General features: G+C 70.3%; 12 protein-coding genes and 1 pseudogene. 3 read left to right on the top strand and 10 right to left on the bottom strand.

Translation table 11 applies throughout. From position 1 onward, the window contains the following. Positions 1 to 91: 91 nt before the first annotated feature. Entirely contained in the window at positions 92 to 1,375 is a 1,284-nt protein-coding gene (locus ACZ6CV_RS36730; protein WP_006135111.1) for an adenylosuccinate synthase, read from the bottom strand. Positions 1,376 to 1,561: 186 nt separating this feature from the next. Here ACZ6CV_RS36730 and ACZ6CV_RS36725 point away from each other — a divergent pair, with 186 nt between their 5' ends. Next, the gene (locus ACZ6CV_RS36725) at positions 1,562 to 2,434 is read left to right on the top strand and encodes a diacylglycerol kinase family protein (protein WP_006135110.1); all 873 of its coding nucleotides are present in this window, start codon (positions 1,562 to 1,564) and stop codon (positions 2,432 to 2,434) included. 7 nt (positions 2,435 to 2,441) lie between these two features. Here ACZ6CV_RS36725 and ACZ6CV_RS36720 read toward each other — a convergent pair whose 3' ends face one another. Together ACZ6CV_RS36720 and ACZ6CV_RS36715 are read right to left on the bottom strand one after the other, a co-directional pair. Next, the gene (locus tag ACZ6CV_RS36720; RefSeq protein WP_031060544.1) at positions 2,442 to 3,038 is read right to left on the bottom strand and encodes a Uma2 family endonuclease; all 597 of its coding nucleotides are present in this window, start codon (positions 3,036 to 3,038) and stop codon (positions 2,442 to 2,444) included. A 52-nt stretch (positions 3,039 to 3,090) separates the two neighbouring features. Further along, positions 3,091 to 3,585 (bottom strand): GbsR/MarR family transcriptional regulator, encoded by a 495-nt coding sequence (locus ACZ6CV_RS36715; protein ID WP_037816686.1) that lies wholly within the window; start codon positions 3,583 to 3,585, stop codon positions 3,091 to 3,093. A gap of 104 nt (positions 3,586 to 3,689) precedes the next feature. Here ACZ6CV_RS36715 and ACZ6CV_RS36710 point away from each other — a divergent pair, with 104 nt between their 5' ends. After that, positions 3,690 to 4,586 carry an ABC transporter ATP-binding protein gene (locus ACZ6CV_RS36710; RefSeq protein WP_006135107.1) on the top strand — a complete coding sequence of 299 codons (897 nt, stop codon included), beginning with the start codon at positions 3,690 to 3,692 and terminating at the stop codon, positions 4,584 to 4,586. Beyond that, on the top strand, positions 4,583 to 6,187 hold the full coding sequence (locus tag ACZ6CV_RS36705; protein WP_031017941.1) for an ABC transporter permease: 1,605 nt from the start codon (positions 4,583 to 4,585) through the stop codon (positions 6,185 to 6,187). Before ACZ6CV_RS36710 ends, ACZ6CV_RS36705 begins: the two co-directional genes overlap by 4 nt. A gap of 9 nt (positions 6,188 to 6,196) precedes the next feature. Here the strand turns inward: ACZ6CV_RS36705 and ACZ6CV_RS36700 are convergent, their stop codons facing one another. The 7 genes and pseudogenes from ACZ6CV_RS36700 to ACZ6CV_RS36670 form a co-directional block, all read right to left on the bottom strand. After that, on the bottom strand, positions 6,197 to 6,790 hold the full coding sequence (locus tag ACZ6CV_RS36700; RefSeq protein WP_031017943.1) for a Uma2 family endonuclease: 594 nt from the start codon (positions 6,788 to 6,790) through the stop codon (positions 6,197 to 6,199). Positions 6,791 to 6,930: 140 nt separating this feature from the next. Then, positions 6,931 to 7,305: pseudogene (locus tag ACZ6CV_RS36695) on the bottom strand (SDR family NAD(P)-dependent oxidoreductase); the annotation flags it as partial. A 680-nt stretch (positions 7,306 to 7,985) separates the two neighbouring features. Next, entirely contained in the window at positions 7,986 to 8,423 is a 438-nt protein-coding gene (locus tag ACZ6CV_RS36690) for an SMI1/KNR4 family protein (protein WP_469256198.1), read from the bottom strand. A gap of 10 nt (positions 8,424 to 8,433) precedes the next feature. Next, positions 8,434 to 8,682, bottom strand: coding sequence for a transposase (locus ACZ6CV_RS36685; RefSeq protein WP_469256196.1), 249 nt, complete (start codon positions 8,680 to 8,682; stop codon positions 8,434 to 8,436). 31 nt (positions 8,683 to 8,713) lie between these two features. After that, positions 8,714 to 9,478 carry an SDR family oxidoreductase gene (locus ACZ6CV_RS36680; RefSeq protein ID WP_469256194.1) on the bottom strand — a complete coding sequence of 255 codons (765 nt, stop codon included), beginning with the start codon at positions 9,476 to 9,478 and terminating at the stop codon, positions 8,714 to 8,716. 167 nt (positions 9,479 to 9,645) lie between these two features. Further along, complete coding sequence (locus tag ACZ6CV_RS36675; RefSeq protein WP_469256192.1) at positions 9,646 to 10,521, bottom strand: helix-turn-helix domain-containing protein; 876 nt, start codon at positions 10,519 to 10,521, stop codon at positions 9,646 to 9,648. Positions 10,522 to 10,629: 108 nt separating this feature from the next. Beyond that, positions 10,630 to 11,547 carry a hypothetical protein gene (locus ACZ6CV_RS36670; protein WP_469256190.1) on the bottom strand — a complete coding sequence of 306 codons (918 nt, stop codon included), beginning with the start codon at positions 11,545 to 11,547 and terminating at the stop codon, positions 10,630 to 10,632. Positions 11,548 to 11,733 lie beyond the last annotated feature (186 nt).

The following is an 11,733-nucleotide window of genomic DNA, read 5'->3' as shown; positions in this document are numbered from 1 at the left end:
CGACGCACGTGGAGGGACACCTTCAGGCTATGCCTGTGCACCGGCGCCCGCGCGGGCGCCGGTGCACAGGGCGGCTGTCCTGAGGTGTGGCCTACAGGAACGAGTTGATCTCGATCGTCTCGGTACGGCCCGGGCCCACGCCGATCGCGGAGATCGGGGCGCCGGACATCTCCTCCAGGGCCTTCACGTACGCCTGGGCGTTCTTCGGCAGGTCGGAGAAGGTCTTCGCCTTGCTGATGTCCTCGCTCCAGCCCGGCAGCATCTCGTAGACCGGCTTCGCGTGGTGGAAGTCCGTCTGCGAGTACGGCAGCTCCTCGACCCGCTTGCCGTCGATCTCGTACGCCACGCACACCGGGATCTGCTCCCAGCCGGTGAGGACGTCGAGCTTGGTGAGGAAGAAGTCGGTGAGGCCGTTGACGCGGGTGGCGTAGCGGGCGATGACCGCGTCGAACCAGCCGCAGCGGCGGTCACGGCCGGTGGTGACGCCCCGCTCGCCGCCGATGCGGCGCAGCGCCTCGCCGTCCTCGTCGAACAGCTCCGTCGGGAACGGTCCTGCGCCGACGCGGGTGGTGTACGCCTTGAGGATGCCGATGACCCGGCTGATCTTCGTCGGGCCCACGCCCGCGCCCGTGCAGGCGCCGCCCGCGGTCGGGTTGGAGGAGGTGACGAAGGGGTACGTGCCGTGGTCGATGTCGAGCAGGGTGCCCTGGCCGCCCTCGAAGAGGACCACCTTGTCCTGCTCCAGCGCCTCGTTCAGCACCAGCACGGTGTCGGCGACGTACGGGGCGAGCTTGTCGGCGTAGCCCAGCAGCTCCTCGACCACCTGGTCGACCGCGATCGCGCGGCGGTTGTAGAGCTTGGTGAGCATCTGGTTCTTGACGTCGAGGGCCGCCTCGACCTTCTGGGTGAGGATCGACTCGTCGTACAGGTCCTGGACGCGGATGCCGACGCGGTTGATCTTGTCGGCGTAGGTCGGCCCGATGCCACGGCCGGTGGTGCCGATCTTCCGCTTGCCGAGGAAACGCTCGGTCACCTTGTCCACCGTCACGTTGTACGGCGTGATGATGTGCGCGTTACCGCTGATCAGGAGCTTGGACGTGTCGACGCCGCGCTCGTTCAGACCGCTCAGCTCGGAGAGCAGGACCGACGGGTCGACGACGACGCCGTTGCCGATGACCGGCGTGCAGCCGGGGGAGAGAATCCCGGAAGGGAGCAGGTGCAGGGCGTACTTCTGGTCGCCCACGACCACCGTGTGGCCGGCGTTGTTGCCGCCCTGGTAGCGCACCACATAGTCGACAGAACCACCGAGCAGGTCCGTCGCCTTTCCCTTGCCTTCGTCACCCCACTGAGCACCGAGCAGCACAAGTGCGGGCACGCGCGTACACCCCTTCCGGGCGGGGCATGTCCAAGGTCAGGGGCGCACACGGAGGATCTCCGCCGCGTGCACCGCGACCACCGTTGGCCGCCAACCGTCGGACCGGATGCCCCGGAATAGACGAAGCCCCTGGCGCAATAGCGCAAAGGGGCTCTTGCACAAAGATGCTACCCGAGGAAGCGAGGCATGGCCGAGGTGGCGACATCCGGGACTTCTTCCGCGACGTCCGATCAGCTCCTGGTGGTCATCGATCCGGTCGCCCGGCGGGCGGACGGCGAATCGGTCCGGATCGCGAAGGACGTGCTCAGCGCGGGTGCCGCGGGCATGAAGGTGTGCCTGCCGGACGATCCGGAGGAGTTCGCGCGGGCGCTGGCGCGGCGCGGCTCACGCCGCCCGGTGGTGATCGGCGACGACCGGGCCCTGGTGCGGGCGGTGACGCTGCTGCACCGGCAGCGGGAGCTGGCCGGGTGCGTGCTGTCGCTGGTGCCGGTGGGCGGCGCCGTCTCCCTCGCCCGGGCACTGGGGGTGCCCACGGGCGCGGTGGCGGCGGCGCGGGCCGTGCTGGACGGGGCGGAGCGGCGCATGGACCTGCTGGTGGACGACAGCGACGGGGTGGTGCTCGGCGCGCTGCGGATCCCGCCGCTCGGGCGCACGGCACGGCTGCGGGAGGCGGGCGGTGACGGGGGGCGCCCGTGGCTGCGGACGTGCCGCTCGCTGGTGCGGACGCTGGTGCCGGCCAGGCCGCCGGGGACGGCCGACGCGCCCGGGTCGGGGCCGGCCCGGCTGCGGGTGGAGGTCGACGGGGAGACGCTGGTCGACCTGGGGCAGCCGGTGGAGGGCGTCTCGGTGATGCCCGGCGTGCCGGGGACGGCGCGGGTCGAGGTGCGGCCGGTGTCGGTGGGCGCGGAGGCGTCCCCGCTGCTGGCGGAGGGCCGGACGGTGACCGTGTCGGGCGCGCACTTCCGCTATCGCGCGGACGCGGTCGTCTCGGGGCCGGTGCGGACGCGGACGTGGGAGGTGCGGGAGGGGGCGTGGGGGCTCACGATGCCGGCGCGGTAGCGGGGCGTCAGGCGCGGGGCGCCGTGAAGTTGGTCGTGTCCAGGACGCAGTCGAACGGGGCCGGGACGGACAGCTTCTCGCCGAACGGCTTGGTCTCGCGGGCCTCGTAGCCCTTGGCGGAGGGCATCGAGAAGACCGTGGCCTGTTCCCCCTGCATGTCGAGGAGGAGGTAGACGGGGACGCCCGCCTTGCCGTAGGTCTCGGCCTTGTCGGTCAGGTCGTCGTCACGGGTGGAGGACGAGGTCAGTTCGGCGACGAAGGAGAGAGCTTCCCCGTCCAGGTGACTGCTGGTGCTCCGGCTGGCAGAGCGATGCGCCGCGTGGATGTCGGGCCCGTAGGCGCGCTCCACGCCTGGGAACACGTACAGGAAAGGACCGTAACTGATCCGGTGCTCCGCGGGCAGGTGCGGCCGGAGCTGCTCGCACACCAGCTCCATGACGTCGAGGTGGAACGCCTTCGACCACGGCGACACGACGATGTTCCCCCTGATGATCTCGGCTTTGAAGCCATCACGCAGTTCCAGCTCGTCGAGGAGGTTCAGCATCTCCTCGAAGTCGCCGAGCTCGGTGCCGTCTGTCGTCGGTCGCTCTGCCATGACTGTCATGATGCGCCCTCCTCCGGTGACGGACCAGCCGCAACTCGTTGTAGCCGAGCAGCTACTGTCCGAACCGCTTCTCCCGGTGCACCCGCCAGCGCTCCATCATCGCCTCGACCTCCTTCTCCACGAACTCGAAGAAGGCCAGCGTCTCCGCCAGCCGGCGCCCCGCCGGGGTGTCGGCGCCCAGGCTGGTGACGCCTTCCCGCAGCGCGTCCTCCCAGCGCTTGATGACGGCCTCGCGGTTGGTGAGCGCCTCGTACCACTGGTCGCCGTGGACCCGGTAGCGCTCGCGGCGCGAGCCGGGCTCCCGCTCGCGGGACACCATGTGGACCTGGGCCAGGTAGCGCACGGCGCCGGACACCGCCGCCGGTGAGATCTGGAGCTGTTCGCCGAGTTGCGCGGAGGTCAGCGCCCCGGCGTCGGACGCGAGCAGGGCCCCGAAGACGCGGGCGGGCATGCGCTGCATCCCGGCCTCGACCAGCTGCGCCGCGAAGTGCTCGACGAACCGGGAGACCGCCTCCGGGTCCCGTGCCGTCCCGCTCGGTTCCGCCATGATCCGCACCATCTCCCCTGCTCGGACGCCCTGCCCAGTCTAGCCGTCGATTCATACGCTTCCTTAACTTCACAAATTTCTGAAAGAAGCGTACGTTCCGGAGCATGACGAAGGCCATCACCGTGTCCGGACTGCACAAGTCGTTCGGCCGGACCCACGCACTGGCCGGTCTCGACCTGACCGTCGAGACCGGCGAGGTCCACGGCTTCCTCGGACCCAACGGCTCCGGGAAGTCCACCACCATCCGCGTCCTGCTCGGTCTGCTGCGCGCCGACTCCGGCGCGGCCCAGGTGTTCGGCCGGGACCCCTGGACGGACGCCGTGGAGATCCACCGCCGGATCGCCTACGTCCCCGGTGACGTGACGCTGTGGCGCAACCTGTCCGGGGGCGAGGTCATCGACCTGTACGGCAGGCTGCGCGGTGGCCTGGACCCGCACCGCCGGGCCGAGCTGATCGAGCGGTTCGAGCTGGACCCGACGAAGAAGGGCCGCACGTACTCCAAGGGCAACCGGCAGAAAGTCGCCCTGGTGGCGGCGTTCGCCTCCGACGTCGACCTGCTGATCCTCGACGAGCCGACGTCCGGCCTGGACCCGCTGATGGAGGAGGTCTTCCAGCGCTGTGTCGCCGAGGAGCGGGAGCGCGGGCGGACCGTGCTGCTGTCCTCGCACATCCTCAGCGAGGTGGAGGAGCTGTGCGACCGGGTCAGCATCATCCGCAAGGGCGTCACGGTGGAGAGCGGTTCGCTCGCCGAGCTGCGGCATCTGACCCGGACGAGCGTCAGCGCCGAACTCGCCGGTCCGCCGAACGGCCTCGCCGCGCTGCCCGGCGTGCACGACCTCGACGTCCAGGGCCGCCGGGTCCGCCTCCAGGTCGACACCGACAAGCTGGACGCGGTGCTGCGCTCGCTGAGCGAGTCGGGCGTACGGTCGCTCACCTCCACCCCGCCCACGCTGGAGGAGCTGTTCCTGCGGCACTACCAGGACGAGGTGACCGTCCGATGAGCGCCGCCTCCTTCGCCGTACGGCCCACGAGCGCGCGCCGGCTCGCCGGCACCGGCATCCTGCTGCGGTTCGCGCTACGCCGGGACCGGGTGATGATCCCGCTCTGGGTCGGGGTGAACGCCCTGATGGTGCTGTCCATGCCGAACACGCTCAAGGGCCTGTACGGCACCCCGGCCGAACGCGCCGACCTGATCGGCCAGATGGCCGGCAACTCCTCCCTGCGCGCGATGGTCGGCCCCGTCTTCGGCGACTCCCTCGGCGCGCTCACCGCCTGGCGGGTCGGCGTGTACGCGGGCGCGCTGGCCGCCGTGGTGGGGCTCCTGGTCGTCGTCCGGCACACCCGCGACGAGGAGGAGAGCGGGCGTCAGGAAATGGTGGCGTCCGGGATGGTGGGCCGCAGGGCCTCGCTCACGGCGGCGCTGCTCGCGGCGGCCGTCGCGAACGGGGCGCTGGCGCTGCTGGTGACGGCGGGGCTGGCCGGTCAGGGCGCGGCGGGAGCGCTGGCGTTCGGGCTCGGGATCGCGGGCGTGGGCATGGTCTTCGCGACGACGGCGGCGATCGTGGCCCAGCTGACGGAGAGCGCGCGGCTGGCCCGGGGGCTGACGGCGGCGGTGCTGGGCGCGGCGTTCGTGCTGCGGGCGGCCGGCGACTCGGCGACCGACGACGGTTCTTCACTGCTGACGTGGGCGTCCCCGCTCGGCTGGCTGACGAACCTGCGGGCGTTCGCCGGGGAACGGTGGTGGGTGCTCGGGCTGCTCGCGGGCGCGGCGCTGGTGCAGGGAGCGGTGGCGTACGCGCTCGCCGACCGCCGGGACCTCGGCATGAGCTTCCTGCCGAGCCGCCCGGGACCCGCCGCCGGACGGCTGGGCGGCGCGCGGGCGCTGGCATGGCGGCTGCAACGGGGCTCCGTGCTCGGCTGGAGCATCGGCTTCCTGCTGGCGGGGCTGGTCTACGGCGGTATGGCGGACGGCGCGGCCGACCTGCTCGGCGACAACGAGGGCGCCCGGGAGATCTTCGAGCGGATGGGCGGGGAGTCGGGGCTGACGGACGCGTTCCTCGCGGCGATGGCCGGGATGCTGGGGCTGGTCGCCGCGCTGTACGTCGTGGCGTCGGTGCTGCGGCTGCACGGCGAGGAGATCTCGGGCCGCGCGGAGCCGGTGCTCGCGGGGTCGGTCGGGCGGCTGCGCTGGGCGGCCGGTCACCTGGTGGTGGCGTTCGGCGGGTCGGCGCTGCTGATGCTGCTCGCGGGCGCGGGTCTCGCACTCGGCCACGGCGAGCGGACGGGGGCCATCCTCGGCGCGTGCCTGGTGCAGATCCCGGCGGTGTGGGTGATCGGCGGGGTCGCGGTGCTGCTGTACGGGCTGGCGCCCGGGGCGGCCATGGGCGCGTGGGGGGTGGCCGGCGCGGTGCTGCTGATCGGCTGGGTCGGTCCGGCGCTGGACGTGCCGCAGGCGGTGCTGGACCTGTCCCCCTTCGGTCATCTGCCGAAGCTGCCGGGCGGGGAGATGGCGTGGGCGCCGGTGCTGGTCCTCACGGCGCTCGCGGTCGCCCTGGTGGCGGCGGGGCTGGCCGGGCTGCGGCGCAGGGATCTGTCGACGTGACGGAGACGGTCAGTCCATGAACGGCTTGAGCTCCTCGGTGTCGAACTCGATGCCGACGGGGTCGAAAAGCACGACCTTCTGGCCCAGCTGGCGCTTCTGGACGTTCCGGTAGCCGACCACCGGGTCCGGGTCACTGTGCACGAGGACGGAGCGACGGTCGCGGTCGATCAGCAGGTAGACGGGGATTCCGGATTCGGCGTAGGCCTGGGGCTTCTCCACGCGGTCGCGATCGTGCGTGTCCGAGTCGAAGGAGGTGACCTCCACCGTCATCAGCACGCCATCGGTGTCCGCCCAGTCCCCCTGCCCCGCGAAGTGGGCGACAGGGGCGAGCACCGCGTCCGGCAGGGCCCTGCCCCTGCGGTAGGACTCCACCTTCAGCCCTTGCACCGGGCTGAGATCGAGCTCGGGCCTGGCCTGCATGCACTGGCGGACCAACCACATGATGATCGCTCCGTGATTGCCGTTGGTCACTTTCCTGAGCCCGATCCGTCCGTTGATGAACTCGAACCTGACGGTCTCGTCCTCACGTTCGGCGAACTCGGCGATCCGCTCGAACATGTCCACCGACAACTGGGATGACCCACGTTCTGCCATAACCGTCATGGTGCCTCCCTCCGCAGGCGGACACCAGCTTGACGAGCCATCCATGTCCATCGCCGGAAGTCGGCCGGTGATCAACCCAAACAGGGGTCCCAAAGCCACCTCCCCCCCCAACCCCCCCCAACCCCCCCCCCCCCCCCCCCCACGAGCCCCCGGCACTGCTCCTCCTCGCGGATGTCGCAGGCCACCGCGAGGGCCCGGCGCCCGGCGTCCTCGACCCAGCGGATGGTCTCCCGCGCCTCCTCGGCCTCGGACGGCAGATGGGTGAAGAGGACGTCCGCCCCCTCCCGGGCCAGGGCGATGGCCACGGCCCGCCCGATCCCGGAGTCGCCGCCGGTGACCAGCGCGGCCTTCTCGCGCAGCAGCCCCGAACCGCGGTAGGACTCCTCGCCGTGGTCGGGCGGCGGGTCCATGGGACCGGTCCAGCCCGGCGTTTCCTGCTCCTGCTGGGGAAAGTCCGGCCGCGGCCCCCTGGTGGTGGGGTCCTGCGGGCCCTGCGTGCCGGGGGTGTCCTTCATCTGCTCTCGCCTTTCCCTGGTACGGGGGTACGTGCTCGCGCGTCGGGTGGGTGCGGGCCGGCGCCGGCCCTTGCAGGCCCGGGGGCGCTCTCTCCCACCTTCCGCAAGACCGGTGCGCCGCACCACCCGAGCCCGTCCGGTGCGGCGCACCCGCCGCTCGCGGCCCTCGGGTGCCCTGGCCCCCCAGGGACAAAACACCCCCCATCGCACCCCGCCGCACGTAACCGCCCCGCACCGCTCCCTGCGGCGGCCCCGCGGCTCATCACGCCCTGCGAGGAAAGCGGTGTGAGACCGCCAGGCATGTCCGGGGCAATCGGGGGGAGCTGAAGAGGCATGAAGATCCTCATCGTCCTCGTCGTCCTGGCCGTCGCCGTCGCCTGGTACATGAACTCGCGCAAGGGCCGCTGACCGGTACGCGCCGCCCAGGCTCAGGCGCAGAAGAGGCCGCGTTTTTGGCGGTGCGCCAGCTCGCCCACCGGGCCCGCGCCCACGTCCAGGCGCGCCGCCCCCGTTACGAGACCGCCCCGCAGGTCCGGCAGGAGGTCGCCGAACGCTTCGTGGCCGCGGCGCTGGGCGGTGACCTCGACGCGCTGATGCAGATGCTGGCCCCGGAGGTCACCATGTGGACCGACGGCGGCGGCAAGGTGCGCACGGCGGGCCCTGCCTGGCGGATCGTCCGGTTACGGCTGATACCAGTCGTCTCCGCCGGCGCGCAGCGAACGGCCCAGGTAGTCGCGCAGGTTGTTGGCCACCCACCTGCGGCTGTCGCTCTCGTGTTCCCAGACGAACACGTCCGGGCGCTGCGGCTTGTGCACGAAGGCGAACTGGTCACCGCCCCCGTTGTCGCCGAAGAACATGAGGGCATCGAAAGGCATGTAGAGCTGGGCGAAGGCTTCGTCGGACCAGAAGCGGAGGTTCTGCTCGACGATCTGATCGATGGGCCAGACAGTGTCCACGTGGAAGTGGCCGAGCACCCCGTTGCTCTCCAGCAGCAGCTGCTCGAGGTCCCTGGGCAGAGCTCGCCCCAGCCGCGTCTCGGCCTCGGCGATCCGGGACGCCTCGACCGGCTCCCGAAGTCCTGCGTCAGGAAAGACTTCCTGCACCGACTGTCTCCACATGACAGCGAGCTTAGCCAAGGGTGACTTCGTTTCTGGGGCCCCGGTCCACTTCGTGTGGAGTCCTCGCGCCCGGCCGCAGCCCGCGGGTCCCGTTGACGGTAGAAGACGAACGGGCGGCGGCCGCCATTCGGGACGGCGGAAGCCCTCGGGTGTCGACGACCCCATGGCGCTTGCGTCCGTTGGTCCTCTTGCCCGTGTCGTAGCCGCAGCTCGCTTTGGACACGGTCTCGGCGGCCTTCACGTTTCGGGAGCCGATCACGATGGCGAGAGGTCTCTGCCCAGCTCGCGGTTCAGCGGGTGGTGTAGCCGCCGTTGAGGAAGATGGTCTGGCCGTTGGCCCACCAGCCGTCGGTGAGCAGATGTGTCACCCAGGGCACGATGTCCTCGATCTTGGTGAGGTCACCGTTCATCGCGGACGACTTGTGGTAGGCGACGGAGTCGTCGTCCTCGGCGGGGTAGAAGAATGAGGTGTCCATCGGGCCGGGGGCGATGTTGTTGACCGAGATGTTGCGGCCGAACAGTTCCTTCGACAGGGCGCGGGTGAAGTGCTCGACCGGGGCTTTGCTGCCCGCGTAGGTGGAGTACAGGCCGGTGTACGCGGCCAGCAGCGAGGTGACAATGGTGATGATCTTCCCGCCGTCCTCGATGCGGCGGGCGGCCTCGCGCATCACGAAGAACGCGGCCTTGGAGTTGACCGCGAACATCCGGTCGTACTCCTCCTCCGTGATCTCGGTGAGCGGCTTCTTCAGCACCATGCCGGCGGTGTTGATGCTGTAGTCGAGCTTCCCGAACCGGTTCACGACGTCGTCGAAGACCCGCTCCACCTCGGCGACCTGGGTCAGGTCGCCCTGGATCGCGAACGCCTCGCCCGGGCCGGCGTTGATCTCTTCCACGACGGCCTCGGCCTTGGCGCGGGAGGAGTCGCTGTTGTAGTGCACCGCGACCCGGGCGCCCTGCGCTGCGAGGGTGGTGCTGATCAGCCCGCCGAGGTTGCGGGACGCGCCGCCGACGAAGGCGACCTTGCCGTTGAGTGTCTTGTCCGGGGTGGTGACCATGACTGCCTCCTGCGATGTGCTGGGGTGGGGCGGCCCGGCCCCGGCGAGTACCGGGGGCCATGCCATATTCACCAGGCTCGCCGCAGAGGCGCATGTGGATCTTGAACGATCCGATCAGAGGTGGAACAAACCGCTCACGGCTTCCCGCCGGCCGTCAGCGCCGGCCGTCAGCGTCCGCGGTTGCCGTCCCGCAGCAGCCGTGGAGTGGCCCCGGCGTAGCGGCGCATCATCCGCGTCAGATGGCTCTGGTCCGCGAAACCCGCCTCCGTGGCGATCTGCGCGATCGGCCTGCTGGTACGGGTGAGCTCCCCTCGTGCGTACTCCAGGCGCTGCTGCATCACGTACTGGTGCGGGGATTCGCCGGTCGATGCTTTGAAGACTCGGGTGAAGTGGGATTCGCTGACCTGGGCCACGGTGGCCAGTTCCGCCAGCGTGACCCGCTGGGAGAGGTTCGCGTGGATGTAGTCCATGACTTCGGCCAGCCGGCGCGGCGGCAGCCCGCCCTCTCGGCCGGGCAGTGTCCGGCCCTCGGCGGCCACCCGCAGTATCACCGCGGCGGCCGCCTGGACCAGTGACTGCGCGTACAGGGAGTCCGCGGGGCCGGGTCCGGCGTACTCCGCCACCAGACGCTCCAGCAGCATCTTCAGCAGCGGGTCGGTGAAGTGGAACCGCGGCACCAGCTCCACCTGGCCGCTGGCGCCGCTCTCGGCCGCCAGCTTCTCCAGCCACGCCGGATCAATCCCCAGAAGCAGCAGCTCCACGTCGTCCTGCCAGCGAGGCCGCGACGCCCATCCGGCGGGATTGACCAGCGCCTCCCCGGCACGAAACCGCTCCTGGCGCGGCGTCCCGTCCGCTGACCAGCGCAGATTCGCCGACTGTCCCGTGTGCACCACCAGCACATGCACCGGAGGGCCCACCGGCAGCGGGGCGACGTCCGATCTGCCCGCGGCGCGCTCAATTGACCGCTCGGCCACCGCATGGCCGAGATCGGACCCGCTGCCGTCCAGGCACCGCAGGTGAGGCTTGATGTGCGAAACACTCACCCCACCAGTATTCACCCGTACGGTGCGCCCTGCTGCAGCCCTGTGCGCGACTGGGTTTGGTGTCGAACGCCTCGATTGGATGTCGAAGGACACGGTGCGGGGCTGGGCTCACAGGCGCCGCATCAAAGTGGTCAGCGGAAGTTCCGTCGCGTCTTCAGAGGGGCGCGACAAGTGCAGCATCGTGTGGAAGTAGCCATTGGTCTCTTTCCCGTACGGGTCTTCGCCGGCCGCCGTCACCGCTTGAACGGCGTATCGCTGTTCGTCCGCGTCTGTGAACCGTCGTTGCCGGAACGTGTGCGTGGTGGCCTTCTCGGTTACCAGGCCGTTCGAAGCCAGGCATGCGGCGATGGACTTGTACGAGGTGGTGCGCAGCACGAAGGCCGCGACCCACACCGGGTCTTGGGCACAGCTCAGGATCGGTTGGAAGGTGCGGGGGGACAGAAACATGGCCCCTCCGGTGATCGTGATCAAACGGGTGTGCCGCGCGGCGCGGAGCAGAGACGCAGAGGGAGGCGCGGTTTCGAGGTTCTCGGCGAAGCCTCGTTCCAGCAGGCCGACCTCGCATGCATAGGAGATGGCGTTCGTGGCCGGGTCCAGTCCGATCACCCGGGCCGCATCGTGGCGCCGGCGAGCCGCGTAGTAGCTGCGGTCCCATTCGATCAGTTCAGCGGTGGTGAGCGCGGTGGCCTGCGGCGAGGTGTAGTGGGTATAGAGATCCTCCAGTGTCACCTCATGGTTGAGAAGAGCGGCGTTGATGCCGTACGAGCAGCAGATGTCCAGCACGGTCACCGGTCGTCCCGTCACGCCGCCTGTCCGATTGAGAGCCGCAACCGTCCGCCGGAAGACGCTCTGCCCGTGATGGGGTGCCTGGTATTCCAGCGGGCCCAATGCCCGGAAATAGGCCCGCGGATCCGGCTGGACGTAGATGTCGTCGAACGCCGCCATTCCCTCCGGGACAGGGAGCTCCGACGCGTGCGGGCTGTCTGCGGCAACGTTCCCAGGTGCCCTGTTCCGCATCTCGCTCATGCCGCTCTCCTCACACACCTCAGGTCCGCTGTCCGGTCAGGGTCGGTGGCCCCAGGGCGGCACGGGAAGAAGGCGGGCAAGAAACCAGCCACATGCCGCAACAGGCGTGAACATCCGCAGCACCCAAGATCGTCAGTTGCTGCCCACAGCACTGACCGATCGCTGTGCCTCACGTGAACGAAGCCG

It is taken from the genome of Streptomyces sp. NPDC041713, from assembly GCF_055591085.1.
The sequence above is the reverse complement of the archived record's forward strand: the minus strand, read 5'-3'. Positions and strand labels throughout refer to the sequence as shown.